Source organism: Pseudoalteromonas sp. S1609 (assembly GCF_005887255.1).
GTDB lineage: Bacteria > Pseudomonadota > Gammaproteobacteria > Enterobacterales > Alteromonadaceae > Pseudoalteromonas.
Genome location: NZ_PNDJ01000007.1, coordinates 95,041 through 110,629, shown reverse-complemented (window position 1 = coordinate 110,629; position 15,589 = coordinate 95,041). Strand labels below are relative to the sequence as shown.

Annotated in this window: 15 protein-coding genes; 8 read left to right on the top strand and 7 right to left on the bottom strand. The window is 39.3% G+C overall.

Annotated elements, in window-relative coordinates; translation table 11 throughout:
• Positions 1–102 precede the first annotated feature (102 nt).
• Together CWB76_RS03055 and ilvY are read right to left on the bottom strand one after the other, a co-directional pair.
• On the bottom strand, positions 103–1,149 hold the full coding sequence (locus tag CWB76_RS03055; protein WP_138605350.1) for a GGDEF domain-containing protein: 1,047 nt from the start codon (positions 1,147–1,149) through the stop codon (positions 103–105).
• 90 nt (positions 1,150–1,239) lie between these two features.
• Positions 1,240–2,145, bottom strand: coding sequence for an HTH-type transcriptional activator IlvY (gene ilvY / locus CWB76_RS03050; protein ID WP_138605348.1), 906 nt, complete (start codon positions 2,143–2,145; stop codon positions 1,240–1,242).
• A 138-nt stretch (positions 2,146–2,283) separates the two neighbouring features.
• Here ilvY and ilvC point away from each other — a divergent pair, with 138 nt between their 5' ends.
• The 4 genes from ilvC (at position 2,284) to CWB76_RS03030 (ending at position 8,019) form a co-directional block, all read left to right on the top strand.
• Positions 2,284–3,756, top strand: a complete 1,473-nt coding sequence (gene ilvC / locus CWB76_RS03045) for a ketol-acid reductoisomerase (protein ID WP_138605346.1) — start codon at positions 2,284–2,286, stop codon at positions 3,754–3,756.
• Between the two features lie 161 nt (positions 3,757–3,917).
• Positions 3,918–5,837, top strand: a complete 1,920-nt coding sequence (locus CWB76_RS03040; protein ID WP_138605344.1) for a methyl-accepting chemotaxis protein — start codon at positions 3,918–3,920, stop codon at positions 5,835–5,837.
• Positions 5,838–5,915: 78 nt separating this feature from the next.
• Positions 5,916–7,106 carry a tetratricopeptide repeat protein gene (locus CWB76_RS03035; RefSeq protein WP_138605342.1) on the top strand — a complete coding sequence of 397 codons (1,191 nt, stop codon included), beginning with the start codon at positions 5,916–5,918 and terminating at the stop codon, positions 7,104–7,106.
• Between the two features lie 73 nt (positions 7,107–7,179).
• The gene (locus CWB76_RS03030) at positions 7,180–8,019 is read left to right on the top strand and encodes a M28 family peptidase (RefSeq protein WP_249363149.1); all 840 of its coding nucleotides are present in this window, start codon (positions 7,180–7,182) and stop codon (positions 8,017–8,019) included.
• Here the strand turns inward: CWB76_RS03030 and CWB76_RS03025 are convergent.
• Complete coding sequence (locus CWB76_RS03025) at positions 7,965–8,306, bottom strand: GIY-YIG nuclease family protein (protein WP_138605340.1); 342 nt, start codon at positions 8,304–8,306, stop codon at positions 7,965–7,967. The genes CWB76_RS03030 and CWB76_RS03025 overlap by 55 nt on opposite strands.
• 106 nt (positions 8,307–8,412) lie before the next feature.
• Here CWB76_RS03025 and CWB76_RS03020 point away from each other — a divergent pair, with 106 nt between their 5' ends.
• On the top strand, positions 8,413–8,772 hold the full coding sequence (locus CWB76_RS03020; RefSeq protein WP_138605338.1) for an outer membrane protein assembly factor BamE: 360 nt from the start codon (positions 8,413–8,415) through the stop codon (positions 8,770–8,772).
• A gap of 53 nt (positions 8,773–8,825) precedes the next feature.
• Here the strand turns inward: CWB76_RS03020 and CWB76_RS03015 are convergent, their stop codons facing one another.
• Positions 8,826–9,149: an RnfH family protein gene (locus CWB76_RS03015; protein ID WP_008109106.1), complete on the bottom strand. Its 324-nt coding sequence runs from the start codon at positions 9,147–9,149 to the stop codon at positions 8,826–8,828.
• A complete protein-coding gene (locus tag CWB76_RS03010) occupies positions 9,146–9,586 on the bottom strand; it encodes a type II toxin-antitoxin system RatA family toxin (RefSeq protein ID WP_138605336.1) in 441 nt (146 codons plus the stop codon). The genes CWB76_RS03015 and CWB76_RS03010 overlap by 4 nt, the downstream gene beginning before the upstream one ends.
• 147 nt (positions 9,587–9,733) lie before the next feature.
• Between CWB76_RS03010 and smpB the strand changes: the two genes are divergently transcribed.
• A complete protein-coding gene (gene smpB, locus CWB76_RS03005) occupies positions 9,734–10,213 on the top strand; it encodes an SsrA-binding protein SmpB (RefSeq protein ID WP_008109102.1) in 480 nt (159 codons plus the stop codon).
• 290 nt (positions 10,214–10,503) lie between these two features.
• A complete protein-coding gene (locus tag CWB76_RS03000; RefSeq protein WP_138605334.1) occupies positions 10,504–13,098 on the top strand; it encodes a TonB-dependent receptor in 2,595 nt (864 codons plus the stop codon).
• A gap of 61 nt (positions 13,099–13,159) precedes the next feature.
• Here CWB76_RS03000 and CWB76_RS02995 read toward each other — a convergent pair whose 3' ends face one another.
• Positions 13,160–13,765 (bottom strand): peroxiredoxin, encoded by a 606-nt coding sequence (locus tag CWB76_RS02995; protein ID WP_008109095.1) that lies wholly within the window; start codon positions 13,763–13,765, stop codon positions 13,160–13,162.
• 233 nt (positions 13,766–13,998) lie between these two features.
• Positions 13,999–14,712: a fatty acid metabolism transcriptional regulator FadR gene (gene fadR, locus CWB76_RS02990; protein ID WP_138605332.1), complete on the bottom strand. Its 714-nt coding sequence runs from the start codon at positions 14,710–14,712 to the stop codon at positions 13,999–14,001.
• A 358-nt stretch (positions 14,713–15,070) separates the two neighbouring features.
• Here fadR and dsbB point away from each other — a divergent pair, with 358 nt between their 5' ends.
• On the top strand, positions 15,071–15,589 hold the full coding sequence (dsbB, locus tag CWB76_RS02985) for a disulfide bond formation protein DsbB (protein ID WP_138605330.1): 519 nt from the start codon (positions 15,071–15,073) through the stop codon (positions 15,587–15,589).

Below are 15,589 nucleotides of genomic sequence, written 5' to 3'. Positions count from 1 at the left end.
CACTAGTTTATAAAGTGGCTTTGACCCTATAGTAGCAAGTAGTATAAGTACAAGCTCTAGAAGGTTACAATCATTAACAAATTTGATACAAACGGAACACGTTTACAAATTGGCGGCTATTTCAACTCGATTTCGACCATGAGTTTTAGCTAAATAAAGTGCTCTATCGGCCTTTTCTACTAACAAACAGCTCTTACTAAAGGGCTCCATTAAAGCAATACCAAAACTTGCTGAGATATTACGTTTATTATTGCTATCTTCTTTTTTACGAATGGTTAATTTAGCAATACTCAAACGCAACTGATTACAAAATGTCATCGCATCATTAATGCTATCAAAGTAACCCGTAATACAAAATTCTTCACCACCGTAACGATAAGCATTATATTGTTCTTGCACACTATTTTGCACTTTTTGAGCAACAAGCTTGAGAACCTCATCACCTTTTTGATGGCCAAAATCATCATTAAAACGCTTGAAGTGATCAATATCTAACATTATTAACACGGCTATCTTAGCTTGCTCATCTTGTGAAGATGCATGAAGGCAAAACTCAACTATATCGGTATCAAATTTACCGCGATTTAATAACCCCGTTAGCGAATCTTTATCAACCGCTTCTTGAGTCATAGTGAGGGCTTCTTTTAAATCTTTAATCTCATTATATGCTTGCGCTAATTTAGTTTGGAAGCCGCGAGCATAATCTTGCATTGCAATTGATTCGTCTGTTAAACGCTCTACACAAGAGAGAATTTCATTAAATGAGTTTATACTAGAGAGTGTTTTTAACTCATTTTGTGAGTCAACTAACGAGGTGGTAAAACTTTTTGAATATTGAATAGAATCACTCAAATCAAACTGTACTTGCTCTACCGTATTATGAAATCTTTCAGACATTTGTTGGAAAAACGCTAACTCTTCATCATTTATATATTTATCGAATATTTCCTGTGCACTTTGAGCAGAACAAGTATTGTGCTGACCGATAACTCTATCAAGCTCTAAATTTAGTTGTGGATTATCGCCCTGTACATAGCAATACCAAATTGCATAATTAATCGGCGTTACCGCCATTTTGTACTTCACCATAAGCGGAATGGCTTTTTTTAAACACTGGGCAGAATGAGCAAGTGAGGCAGTATTATCCATAATCGAAACTCTCAGACATCACAACAAAGATGTTAATAAACACATAAGTATTAGCGGTTTATATTAACAGTTTTTTATCATTCAACAAGCCTATATTATGTTTTCCCCCATATTTTGAGCAATATTCCACAGCGCACTAATCGCAGGATCATTTAATTCTTTGTGTAATACCGCCAAGCCAATTTTAAACCCTTGTGGGGGCTCATCTTTACTATCCAAAATCTGAACTTTATCGTTTAAAGGGCTATTATCGAGAACAATTTTTGGGATCATGGCCACACCTAAGCCCAAACTCACCATAGATACCATAGCCTCATGCCCAGCGACTTGTGCATAGATTTTTCCTTGCACGTTACTTTTTCGCCACCACTGCTCTAACCTTTGTCGTGAAAACCCTTGTTCAGCAACAATAAATTCAAGCTCTGACCAATCAATAGTCTCGCTGTTATTGATTAGTTTTTCTGTGATCGGACATTGAATAGTGGGCGCAATTAATACCAGTGGCGAATAACCAATATCTACAAATGCAATTTGTGCAGGTAATTTACTGGGCCTAGCTGCAATAGCCATGGATTCGTGACCGTCTAATACACGATTTATTGCCAGAGCAGGGTCGCCCGTATTTAAGGTGATTTCAATATGCTGATGCTGAGCCCTGAGCTGCTCCAAAATATGATGCAAAAAACTATAAGATGCAGTAACAGAGCAATAAAGGCTCACATTGCCATAAATATGTTGTTGCGGTTCGTTTAAATTGGCCTTAAAACGCTGCCAATTACTGAGCGTTGCACTAGCATACTCCTTAAATGCAACGCCTTCGCGAGTAAGTTTGACACTGCGATTATCTCGCTGGAACAGCATCACCCCTACTTCATCTTCTAACTGCTTAATATTACGACTTAAAGTAGGCGCACTTATGTGGCACAACTCACTGGCACGAGAAAAATGAAGCGTTTTTGCCAACGCCAAAAAGTAATGTAAATGCTTATGATCCATAACAACACCAGTATTTCAAATTATGAAATACTTTAATTCAAATATATCATTTTACGCAAGAAGATATTTTTCATATGGTTATTCCAAGCAAAGCAAATGCAATGCATCTAACAAATTGAATTAATAGGAACCTTAATCATGGCAAATTATTTTAATAGCTTACCTTTACGTGAACAATTGGCGCAACTGGCACAATGTGAGTTTATGGGGGCAGACGAATTTAACGATGGTGTTGCTGCACTCAAAGGTAAAAAGTTAGTGATTGTAGGCTGTGGCGCACAGGGCTTAAATCAAGGCTTAAATTTACGTGATTCGGGTTTAAATGTAGCCTATACACTGCGTGAATCAGCGATTGCTGAGCGTCGTCAGTCATTCTTAAATGCATCGGAAAATGGTTTTAAAGTGGGAACATATGAAGAATTAATCCCAACAGCCGATGTAGTACTTAACTTAACACCTGATAAGCAACACACTGCGGTTGTTAATGCCATTATGCCATTAATGAAACACGGCTCAACGCTTGCTTACTCACATGGCTTTAATATTGTTGAAGAAGGCATGAAAGTTCGTGAAGACATTACCGTTATTATGGTTGCTCCAAAATGTCCGGGGTCAGAAGTACGTGAAGAGTATAAACGCGGCTTTGGTGTACCGACACTCATTGCGGTTCATCCAGAGAACGATCCTCAGGGTCATGGCTTGGCACAAGCAAAAGCCTATGCCGCAGGTACAGGTGGTCATCGTGCGGGAGTACTTAAATCATCTTTTATTGCTGAGGTTAAGTCTGACTTAATGGGTGAGCAAACCATTCTGTGCGGCATGCTACAAACTGGCTCTATTCTATGTTTTGATAAAATGATTGATAAAGGCGTTGATGCTGGTTATGCCTCAAAGCTAATTCAATATGGCTGGGAAGTGATCACAGAAGCACTTAAGTATGGCGGCGTTACCAATATGCTTGACCGTCTGTCAAACCCTGCCAAAGTAAAAGCGTTTGAATTAAGTGAGCAGCTAAAAGTAATCATGCGTCCACTGTATAACAAACATCAAGATGACATTATCGATGGCACATTTTCACGAGTAATGATGGAAGACTGGGCAAATGATGACGCTAACTTATTAAAGTGGCGTGCTGAAACTGCAGAAACTCATTTTGAAAAAACCCCAGCGAGTGATGTAGAAATTACTGAGCAAGAATTTTTTGATAACGGCATTTTAATGGTAGCCATGGTTAAAGCTGGCGTAGAGCTGGCATTTGAAACCATGACTGCAGCCGGTATTATTGAAGAATCTGCCTATTATGAGTCATTGCATGAAACGCCGTTAATTGCTAACACCATTGCACGTAAAAAGCTGTTTGAAATGAATCGTACTATTTCCGATACGGCAGAGTATGGCTGTTACTTATACAACCATGCATGTTTGCCACTACTACAAGAGTTTATGCAAGATATTGATACCGATGTTATTGGCAGAGGCTTAAATGAGCAAAGTAACCAAGTAGATAATCAAACATTGATTCAAATAAATACCGCACTGCGTGAACACCCTGTTGAAAAAGTGGGTGCTAAATTACGCGGTTATATGTCGGCAATGAAAAAAATAGTGTAACTCTATAACCCTAGAACTTTCAATTGTTAGAAGCTAAGCCCATTTGCTTTTTGCTGTGGGCTTTTTTTATTTAAATGTAAATTATTCATCAATAGCCGAAAATAAATAATGTGCTAGAATAATCGCCTCATTGCCTCAGTTGTAAATATATAAGCACTACCATGACGATACAAAATCTCTCTATTACTCAAAAAATAACAGCGCTTGGAAGCATTATTGCTATTTGTGTTGCTGTATTAATTGGTTTGACGTCTTTGCATAACTCAAAGAATATTATTGAGCAACGCATGATCGAATCAGAACTGCCAAGTAAGCTGCAAACAATCAGTAATCATATTGGTGGGGAGATCAATGAACTTTTAGGCGCAGCACAGCAGCTTTCTGCCAATACCTTTATTTTAGATTGGGCAAACTCTGGCAACACCAACGATGCGTTGTTACTAAAAGAACTCAATCGTTTGGTTGAGCAATATGACCTTGCCACCGCTTCGTGGGCTAATAAAAACACCGCGCAATATTGGAACCAAGATGGCTTTTTACGTGTTTTAAAAAATGATGCTGCAGATGGTTGGTTTTTTGCTTTTACTCAATCTAAACAACCTTATTCAATCAGTATTTATCAGGAATCTGCAAACGATGTAAAAATGTTTGTTAATCATCAGCAGCTTAATGGATTCGGCTTAGCGGGATTAGCAAAAAGCATTACTGATATGCAAAAACTGCTACAGCAGTTTAAAATTGAACAGTCAGGGTTTGTATTTATTGCCGATAAAAATGGCTTAATTCAGCTACATAAAGATGCAGCTAAAGTCGCTAAGGTTAATATAGATAGTATTTACAGTGCTAATATTCATCACAAATTACTTGATGAAAACGGTTTTGCTTTAGAAGAAGTAAATATTAACGGACAAGCCACGCTGATTGCTGCCACACCAATTAAAAACACCGACTTATTTGTGTTAGCTCAAGTACCAAAAAGTGAAGTATTCGCAAGTGTAAACACCCTAGAGTGGCAAATATTCACATTCACTATCATGACAGCACTTATCGCAAGTGTGATCAGTTACTTGTTAGCTCGCTCTTTAGCCTCACCGTTATCAAAAATGGCAGAGTTGTTTTCTCGTTTAGGTCGAGGTGATGCTAATTTAGCGTATCGTCTACCCACATCACCTCAACCTGAACTCAATAATTTGACGTCGGGCTTTAATCAGTTTATTGAAAAGATAGAAACCGCCATTGTGCAAGTAGCTGATGAAAGCCATGGTATTCGTCAAAGCTCTGATCATGTCTTTGCACAAGCAAAACAAAACTCGTTAGCGCTGGATAAACAAAAAGAGCAAACTATTTCGGTTGCTGCAGCGATTAATGAAATGGGCGCTACCGTGCAAGAAATAGCACAAAGTGCAGCGAATGCAGCTAAGTTAACTAACGATAGCCGCGATAATACCAAACAAAGCCATCAACAAGTACTACAAAGCCAAACGACAATATCAGCTCTTGCCAGCGATATTGATGGTATTACCGAGCAAGTTGCACTGCTTTCTAAAAAGACCATAGATATTGCCAGTATTGTAGATTCAATTAGAGGGATTTCAGAGCAGACCAACTTACTTGCACTTAATGCAGCCATTGAATCTGCACGTGCAGGTGAGCATGGTCGTGGTTTTGCAGTCGTTGCAGATGAAGTAAGAGCTCTGGCGAATCGTACGTCGCAATCAACCACTGAAATTCAATCAATGATTGAAGAGCTTACTCAAATTTCAGATGATGTTGTAAATGATATCAGCCAATCGAAAGGTAAAGCCCAACAAAGCGTCAGCGCAATGCAAAGCTCGGTTGAGTTGCTTAATACGATTACTGAAACAGCGAATGAAATTAACGACATGGCAACTCTAATTGCCACAGCCACCGAGCAGCAAAGTAGCGTTGTAAATGATGTCGGTCGAAGTATTGAGCAAATTAGTGAGATCAGTGATAAATCAATGAGTGAACAAATCAACACCGAACAAGCAATTCGCGATTTAGCCACCAGTGCACAAACACTTGATGCGCTAGTAGCCACGTTTAATCAGCAGCGTTAAACAGTTTGTTACATTAAAAAATAACCTCTGTATGAAATAACCACTATACTTGAGTGTGTTTTTTGTACAGAGGTGTGTATGAGTGCTGTTCAAGCTAAACATTATTTACTGGCTGCTTGTTTGCTGAGTTTAAGTGCGTGTAGCACTACATATAACGCCAATTTAAGCACGCCCCCCCCTATTATTACTCCCCCAATGCAACTTAAACAGCAGCTTGTAGAGTCTGAACAGCAAATATTTCAACTCGATAAGAGCCTTAAACAACAATTAAGTGCTTACGTACAAACAAATAAATCGGCTGATGAAATTGCCTATAGTCTACTCAGTTTTTTACTCTCAAATGGTGATAACTCACTATCTTATCAATCTACTGGCACACAAACGGCGTCTCAAAGCTATCAAGATTTAAATGCTAACTGTCTTTCCCTCTCTATTTTAGCGTATAGCTTAGCCGAACATTTAGGCCTGAAGGCTCGCTTTCAGAAAGTACATATTCCTGAGTACTGGGCGTTAAATCGAGGGTTTAATTTACTCACTGGGCACATAAACATTGCTATAGACAATAAGACTAAATTCAAAGACAGCTCACTTGTTTATCAGCGTAATAAGCGTTTAATCATTGATTTTGATCCTAATAGCCGACAAGCTCGTTTTGCAACTTCATCGCTGTCAAAAAAACGAGTGACCGCCATGTTTTATAACAACAAAGGCGGCGAGGCACTGATTAATAGGCAGTTTGATTTAGCTTATAGTTATTTTAAAGCAGCTATCAATACCGACTCTTCATTTAGTGCCAGCTGGGGGAATTTAGGAGTACTCTTTAAACAATTAGATGACCTCCAACAAGCTGAGAAAATGTATCATTTTGCCATTGCCTTAAACGCCAATGATAATACTGCGCAAGGTAATTTAGCATTATTATATAAACTCACAGATAGAGTAGCCGAAGGCGAAAAGCTATTGGCAAAACTTGACAAAAAGCGCCAAACTAACCCTTATTATCATATATCGCTTGGTAACAGTGACTATGTAAGTGGTGACTATACAAATGCGATTAGTCATTATAAAAAAGCTAACGCTATGTCGCCAACATTACATGAAAGTCACTTTGGGTTGGCGCGCAGTTACTTTAAATTAAGTAATATAACTAAAGCGGAGTTTCATCTACGTAAAGCTAGAAAAAAAGCAGACTTCATTCATCACAAACAGCGCTATGACAATAAGCTCATTGCATTAAAATCACTTACTGCGAAGGCGAATCATTATTAAATTATTTAGCTTAACCTGCATCGTTTTTTTTATAAGTTGGAGCGGCCTTTGTAAACAGATTGAGCCGCAATTATTGACTGATTTAACTATACTAACCGGCCCAGAATTAGCTGGTAGAAAAACGAATAGCCATGCAGCATTACTCACTAGGGAGTATTTAAAAACACGCTTCAAAGGGCATCAACTCACAGTAAGTGAACAACCTTTTACTTATTCCTCAGGGCTGTTTTCTAACGCACAAGGCGTTAATATTATTGCCACTAATACTGTAAAAGATTTACCTGTTATTGTTATTACTGCGCATTATGATCATTTAGGTCTACAAGCAGGAAAATTACACCCAGGTGCTAACGATAATGCCTCGGGTGTTGCTGCATTACTTTATTTATCGAATGCGCTAACGGTTTCTTCTTCATATCGCTTTATGTTTGTTGCAACAGACGCTGAAGAAAATGGTTTACACGGCAGTGAGCACTTTGCCAAAACAATGCGCCAACTCCCAATTGTTTTAAATATTAACTTAGATATGTTGGCAGTTAAAAAGTCACATAAGCGGTTATACGCACTAACAAGTCGCGCATTAAAAAGCCAGCTTAACCCTTTACTTACTCAGATTAACGGTGACAAGATCAAATTAAAGCCTGTTTATTCATCACGAAAAATGAGCCGACTCACCAACACTAAACAAATCGACTGGCACAGAGCCAGCGACCATTATTCATTCGCTAAACAAAAAATCCCGTATGTGTACTTTTCTATGGGGGCAGATAACTTCCATCATAGTACTAAAGATACGCTCGAAAATATAAATACTCCCCTCTATCAAGAAGCCGTATTGCTAATTGAGGCATTTATTAATCAGCTTTTGACAAGCCCTGTGGTATTAAGGCCCCCTTTAAAAGCAGCAACATAAGCCTCTTTTTTTGCTCGTGGAAGTTTTTTAATCGCATACTCTAATTTGCTCGCGTCGCTTTTAGTACCTACTTGTTGTTGATGAATGAGCACCAGCGGCCCTTTACCTTTGAGGTTTTTTGCCCCTTTACCTGCTTGATGAGTAGCGATACGTCGGGCTACATCAACCGTAATGCCGGTATACCAATGACCAAACCGTGTTTGCACAATATAAAGTGACCAAGTCGCCGGTTTATTTTTACTATTGCTCAACTCATTGTTTAAACTTTTTTGATTACTAATGGTCAAAACCTCGCCCTAACACGCTAAACAAAAACAATTACTCAAAAGGGTTTTACCTTGAGTAACTAATCGGTATCATGCAGATTATAAAAAATAAGGATCACAACTAACAATGCAGTCGTTAAAAACTTTGTCTCTTTGGCTTATCGTCGCTTTAACGCTTAGTTCAGCCGCAGGTTGTTCTAGCTGGGTATACAGAATCAACATCCCTCAGGGTAACTTTTTAGAACAATCAGACGTTGATAAGCTTCGCGTTAATATGACTCGCGAACAAGTACTATACGTACTAGGCAGACCCATTGCCGAAGACGCCTTCGATAAAAATACTTGGCGTTATGTATACAGCTTTAATAAAGGACGTGCCAATGAACAATATAAATCATTAGTATTAAACTTTGAAAATGAGAAGCTAGTTACGGTATCGGGCGACTATGAGCAACCAGAAAACTTTACAACACCTTTAGAGCAATAAGAAGCTATTAAAGTGTTGTTAAAAAAGGTGAGCATGGCTCACCTTTTTTGTGTCTAACGATCTAACGGCCGGCCACCAGTGACTTTATTAGCACGGCCCTCTTCTTTGGCTTTTTCAGCACGTTTTCTGCGAGCATCTTTAGGATCGGCAATTAATGGGCGGTAAATTTCAATTCTGTCGCCATCTTTAAGCTCATGATTAAGCTTTACCGTTCTGTTCCATACGCCTAAAGTTAAATCGGTTGCATCAATCTCAGGGCACTTTTTAATAATCCCTGACTGTATTACTGCTTGCTCAGCCGTTGTACCTTGCAGCACTTCTATATTTAACGTGGTTGCCTTAGTGGGTAACGCGAACACAACTTCAATATTTATCATGCACGTTCTCCGTACACGGTTTTTGCACGTTGAGTAAATGCACTCACCATGTTTTTAGCCACATCATTAAAAATTTTACCAAACGCTAGCTCTATTAGCTTACTTGAAAACTCGAACTCTAACTGTAAATTAACCTTACACGCCTGCGCATCTAATTGCTGAAAGTGCCAGCGACCTTGTAGGGTTTTAAAAGGGCCATCAACCAAGCGAAGCATCACTGTTTGCTCATCAATTAGCGTATTTTCAGTGGTAAACCATTTTTTTATACCGGCTTTGGATATTTCTAAACTAGCGGTCATGTTATTATCATGCTGCTTAATAATTTTTGAGTCTGAACAATTAGGTAAAAACTGTGAATAGGCTTCTACATCATTGACTAGATCAAACATCTCTTTAGTGCTGTACATAACCAGCGCGCTTTTTTCTATTTGTGGCATACTCACTCCCAACTGTGTGCAGGAATTTTAGCAAGCTTTGTGCGTTTCCCCAAACTTTCATCGCGCTTAAATTAATCCTTCGCTTTTGCATGTATAATTTAAAAAATCGATGTAAAACATCTTGTATAACGTATATTATAGGGCACTATGGCTAAGAAAAATTCATCAAAATCGACAAGTAATACCATCGCGCTAAACAAAAAAGCGCGACATGAGTATTTTTTACACGACAAGTTTGAAGCAGGTGTTGAACTCCAAGGCTGGGAAGTAAAAAGTATCCGAGCAGGTAAGGTAAATATCTCTGAAACTTACATTCATCTTAAAAACGGTGAAGCATTTTTATTAGGTAGTACCATTCAGCCTTTAAATAGTGCATCAACACATGTTATTTGTGACCCGCTACGTTACCGTAAATTACTACTAAGCAGGCGTGAACTTGACCGCTTAGTTGGTGCAACTGAACGTGATGGTTATTCATTAGTTGCCACCGCTATGTATTGGAAAAAATGCTGGGTGAAGCTTGAATTCCATTTAGCTAAAGGTAAGAAAATGCATGACAAACGTGAAGATGGTAAAAATAAAGATTGGTCCCGTGAAAAAGAACGTTTAATGAAACACAAAGTTTAAATAAAGACGCCTAACATCATGTTAGGCGTTTTTTTGATTAAATTTTTAAGAAAATACAAATTATTACAAATTAAAGTCGCTCAGTGATTTATTTTTTAATAATGACCAAAGCACTCTCCCGCACCAGATAGCGAGTATCCCATTGTTTTTCATTATTGAGAAAATCAGTATATATTCGTGCCGATAATAAAATCAGCTTTGCAGTCAATTGATAACAGTTAAGTTACATGGTATTAATAATTCGGCTTGAAAAAACAAGTAAATTATAACATATCAACAAGGACTTAAGGATGAAGCAATCAATTGCATTTACACCGAGCTTAATCATCGGTGCTACTATCGCATTGTCAGCAGGTTTTAGTACAACAACTTACGCTGCACAGCAGACTGCAGAAAAAGTAGAACGTATTCAAGTAACAGGCTCTCGTATCAAACGTTCCGATATCGAAGGCCCATCACCAGTACAATCCATTAATAAAGAAGACATCGAAAACATGGGTTATGACAACCTACAACAGCTTCTTGAAAGAATGCCTGTTGCAGGTAATGGTACTTTTTCAACCCGTGGCAATAACCAAGACTCAACCGCTAATGGTTCAGCCGCCGTCAGCCTTCGTGGTTTAGGGGCTGATGCTACGTTGGTACTTATTAATGGTCGTCGTGTTGCTATAAGCGCATTTGCTGAAGGGATCACCAACTCATTTGTTGACATAAACAGCATTCCTGTTTCAGCAATTGAACGTATTGATATTTTAAAAGATGGCGCATCAGCAATCTATGGCTCTGATGCTGTAGCAGGTGTTGTAAACGTTATCTTGAAAAAAGACATCGACGGGATTGAAGTTAATTTAGGTTACGGCGGCACAGATGGCCCTAACTATGAAGAAACCACGGCTAGCATTGTTTGGGGTACAACGAGTGCAAAAAGTAATGCGTCCGTTATTATTGATTACTTTAAAAACACGTCTTTATCATCAGACGAAATGGGCCGTTTAGGTACTGCTAATCAATCTCCTTATGGCGGCCAAGACTTTCGTTCATCACGTGGCTTCCCGGGCTACTTTTACGTAGATGGCGTTAAAACAATCGATCCTTCGTGTCCTGCTGAAAATGCAACATCAAGTGGTAGTTGCTTATTTGACTATGGTCCATTCGGCTATATTGCCCCTGCATCAGAACGTGTAGGCGCAATTTCACAATTTGAATACCGCTTCGACAATGGCATCACCGGCTTTTTAGAAATGGCTGTACAGCATAACAGCTCAGTTGCAGCTGGCGCACCAACGCCACTTGATGAAGATGCGGGTTTAACCGTACCAGGGAATCATCCAAATAACCCATTTGGTCAAGATATAGAAATTGGTCGTTACAGAACAGTGGATGCAGGCGCGCGTCAATGGGATATCGAATCAGACACATTACGTTTTGTTGCTGGTTTAAAAGGTGAAATTAACGACTGGAGCTGGGAAACAGCGGTACAAAAAGGGCGTAGCAAGTCATTACAAACAGGGGATCGTTCACAAGGTTGGGTTCGCACCGACTTTTTACAACAAGAGATTGACGCAGGTAACTACAACCCATTTGGCGGCACTTACAACGATCCGGCTGTTGTTGACAGAATCACAACGAGCTTGGTTCGCCAAGGTGAGTCTCATATGACGTCGTTCGATGCTAACATTTCAGGTGAAGCATTTAACTTTGGTGATGATGTTGTCATGATGGCGGCCGGTATTGAATACCGCGAAGAAGACGTAACTGATACGCCAGATGATCAATTTCAACGTGGGTTAATCTTTGGTACCGAGTCAGTTTCAGCTGCCGCAGAGCGCGACCAATACGCTGCCTATGTAGAGTTTTCAATTCCACTTGCGGAAAACTTAGAGCTACAACTTGCGGGCCGTTATGATGATTACAGTGACTTTGGCACTACGACAAACCCTAAAGTCGCTTTACGCTGGGCACCTAGTGATGAAATCACGGTTCGCGGTTCTTGGGCGCAAGGCTTTAGAGCACCTTCACTTGCACAAGTAGGTTTAGGGCCATCTCAAGAGAGTCAGTTCTTTATTGATAATTACCGCTGTGATGCAACAGGTAAAGATTGTGACCCGCTAGATTACAACATTGAATTTGCCGGTAACCCAGATTTAGAAGCTGAAGAATCTGAATCTTGGAATGTCGGCTTCATTTGGGCACCCACAACTGACTTTGGTTTAAGTATTGATGTGTGGAGTATCACCCAAGATAATAAAATTGATGAGCAAGAGTTTGGTCCAATTTACAACTCAGAGTGTAATAACCAAAATAGTACGGTATGTGTACGCTTACCACCATCAGGTACTGACAGCCTAGGAACTATTCAAAAGATATTCAGTACTTTTGAAAATGTATCATCACAAGAAGTTTCTGGCGTTGATATTTCAGCAAACTACAATCATTCACTGGATGAGTTAGGCTTACTAAAATTCAATTTAGAATGGGCTTACCAAGATAAATTTGAAAAAGACGGCCGCGATTACACTGGTGAATATGGCTACCCAGAACACCGTTGGATTTTCTCAACAAACTGGGAAATTGGCCAATTCAACACGAATATGAACATTAGTTATGTGGGTGAGTTTGAAGATACGCCAGATATAGATTTCGATGGCAACTTAGACTTCGATAGTAATACATCGCGCACTGTTGATTCTCAAGTATTGGTTGATTTACAAACATCATACCGTATTACTGAGTCTGCAAAAGTATCGCTAGGTGTTAATAACTTATTTGATGAAGAGCCACCATTTGCAATTGGTGACGGTGATGCAGATCTGTATGGTTACGCATCGGGTGTACACAACCCTCGAGGTCGTTACATTTACACTAAAGTGAGCTTTTCGTTTTAATTAAAAGCAATAAAAAACCGCCAATATGGCGGTTTTTTTTATCTTAGACTAAAGGGCTAGATTATAGCTCGCCTTCGTTTTCAGATAAGAATTTAGCTACGCCTTCAGGGCTTGCATCCATTCCTTTTTTACCTTCAGTCCAACCAGCAGGACATACTTCGCCATGCTCGCTGTGGAATGCTAATGCATCAACCATACGGATCATTTCGTCGATGTTACGACCAAGTGGTAAATCGTTAACTACTTGGTGACGTACGTTACCTTCTTCGTCGATTAAGAAAGAACCACGAAATGCAACGCCCGCTTCTGGGTGCTCAACGTCGTATGCTTTACAGATCTCGTGTTTAACGTCTGCAACTAGTGCGTATTGAACTTTACCAATACCGCCGTCTGCTACTGCGGTGTTACGCCATGCGTTGTGTGAGAACTGTGAATCGATTGAAACACCAATTACTTCTACACCACGTTTTTGGAATTCTGCATAACGCTTATCAAAAGCAATAAGCTCAGAAGGACATACAAAAGTGAAATCTAGTGGGTAGAAAAAGATTACTGCTTTTTTACCTTTGATTTTTTCGTGAAGGTTATAGCTATCTACAATCTCACCGTTACCTAGAACAGCTGCAGCGGTAAAGTCTGGTGCCTGGCGGCCTACTAATACACCCATTTTATTCTCCAAATATTTTGAGTTTATTGTCAATTGCTTACGCAATACTGATAGTAATATGGGCACTAATTATTAAATTACAATAGCACCATATCTAATTAATCATTATTCTATGGCTATCAAAAATAAATTAACAATCGTATTTATAGATAGCGCCGTTCTAAAATAGCGAACGCTTGATAAACACACGGATTATTGTTCATAAAAAAACCTGCTTAAAGCAGGTTTTTTTTCTAATCCATAATGTCGCTAGGCATATCACCGCGAATATGTTGCCATATTTCACCGGTTTGATGACCATACTTACGCATCATGGATATCGCACCATCGTGCTCTTTATTCTCAGCAAGCTTAGTTAGATCTTTATAGAATTGACGTGCAAGCTCACGAGTGCGAGGATCTGAAAAGTAATGACAACCAATCTTAGAATAAAAGCCTTTGAAACCATTAAGAATAAGCACATAAATGCGATTGTTACCAGCAACAGCTAACTCATGGTGCACTTTATAGTCATAATCAGCAAATGCTTGCGCACTGTCTTCTAGCTCATCACTTTGCGATAAAATTTCAATAACGCGCTCTGGTGCAAGCTTTATTGCTGCACGGGTGTAAATTGCGCTGATGTTGGTGCGTGCTGAAAGTAACTGATCGGTCAACTCTGGCATTTTGTCTTCGTCTAAACGGGCCAGTGTTTCAAGAATATTTAACCCTGACGTTTCCCAAAAATTATTTACGCGAGTAGGTTTACCATGTTGTATTGTTAACCAACCGTCTCTTGCTAATCGTTGTAACACTTCACGCAATGTGGTTCTAGTAACACCAATTAACTCTGAGAGTTCACGCTCAGCTGGCAGAATTGAACCTGGAGGGAAATCACCATTCCAGATTGACTCTACTATGTATTCCTCAGCAAATCCTGCTGGGCTTTTCGCTTTAAAAATTCTCATTCAATTCCTACTCGAATTAATTCACATTACATCGCTACATACGATTAACTGACTGATTGTACCAGACAAGTCACAACTAACAAGTAAAGTAAGTTAAATTACCTAGGTATGTGATTAAAAGGGTAACTTTACTGGTAGAAATTAAACACAATATGAATGCCCACCTATTATTCATACGAGACAGTTTGACTAGCTCTTACAACTGGATTAACTTGATGGCTCTGGGGAAAGTCATGTAACAGAGTATCCCTAACTTTGAGGTGCGAAAAGCTTTCATAGCTCCTCGCTTTTTCCTTTTACTTGCCCCGCTGTTTATCCTAAGTCATAATCTAAGCCCTTATTTAAATACGGAATTGTTATGAACTGGCTTGCTAATCTAAGTACTCAGCGTACACCTTGGTTATTATTCAGTGGGATTGTTTTTCTGCTTGAAGTTACTGCACTTTTCTTTCAATACAACATGGGGTTAGCGCCATGCATTATGTGCATATACCAGCGCACCGCAGTATTAGGCCTACTTTTTGCGGGTATGATTGGAGCCAGTAAACCAAACAGCCTCATAGTACGTATTGTCGCTTATGCTGTTTGGGGGATTTCAAGTGTATGGGGGTTGCTAATAGCCCGTGAGCACATTGAAATGCAAACAACCACAGACCCATTTGCATTTAGCTGTGAATTTGAGCCAAACTTTCCAGAATTTATACCGTTACATCACTGGATACCGCAGTTTTTTGAAGCGACAGGTGACTGCGGAAATATAGATTGGCAATTTGCCAGCCTAAGTATGCCAGCGTGGATGGAAATTATTTTTGTACTCTTTACCGCCACACTGTTTATATTAGTGGCCAGTCGATTAATTACTAAAAAGTCACTTTAA

Bases quoted from the DNA above. Each gene is read 5' to 3' on its own strand.
- CWB76_RS03035 (WP_138605342.1), top strand. From the start codon at position 5,916: ATGAGTGCTGTTCAAGCTAAACATTATTTACTGGCTGCTTGTTTGCTG.
- CWB76_RS03000 (WP_138605334.1), top strand. From the start codon at position 10,504: ATGAAGCAATCAATTGCATTTACACCGAGCTTAATCATCGGTGCTACT.
- fadR (WP_138605332.1), bottom strand. From the start codon at position 14,712: ATGAGAATTTTTAAAGCGAAAAGCCCAGCAGGATTTGCTGAGGAATAC.
- smpB (WP_008109102.1), top strand. From the start codon at position 9,734: ATGGCTAAGAAAAATTCATCAAAATCGACAAGTAATACCATCGCGCTA.
- CWB76_RS02995 (WP_008109095.1), bottom strand. From the start codon at position 13,765: ATGGGTGTATTAGTAGGCCGCCAGGCACCAGACTTTACCGCTGCAGCT.
- CWB76_RS03020 (WP_138605338.1), top strand. From the start codon at position 8,413: ATGCAGTCGTTAAAAACTTTGTCTCTTTGGCTTATCGTCGCTTTAACG.
- CWB76_RS03055 (WP_138605350.1), bottom strand. From the start codon at position 1,149: ATGGATAATACTGCCTCACTTGCTCATTCTGCCCAGTGTTTAAAAAAA.
- ilvC (WP_138605346.1), top strand. From the start codon at position 2,284: ATGGCAAATTATTTTAATAGCTTACCTTTACGTGAACAATTGGCGCAA.
- CWB76_RS03015 (WP_008109106.1), bottom strand. From the start codon at position 9,149: ATGATAAATATTGAAGTTGTGTTCGCGTTACCCACTAAGGCAACCACG.
- CWB76_RS03040 (WP_138605344.1), top strand. From the start codon at position 3,918: ATGACGATACAAAATCTCTCTATTACTCAAAAAATAACAGCGCTTGGA.
- CWB76_RS03010 (WP_138605336.1), bottom strand. From the start codon at position 9,586: ATGCCACAAATAGAAAAAAGCGCGCTGGTTATGTACAGCACTAAAGAG.
- dsbB (WP_138605330.1), top strand. From the start codon at position 15,071: ATGAACTGGCTTGCTAATCTAAGTACTCAGCGTACACCTTGGTTATTA.
- ilvY (WP_138605348.1), bottom strand. From the start codon at position 2,145: ATGGATCATAAGCATTTACATTACTTTTTGGCGTTGGCAAAAACGCTT.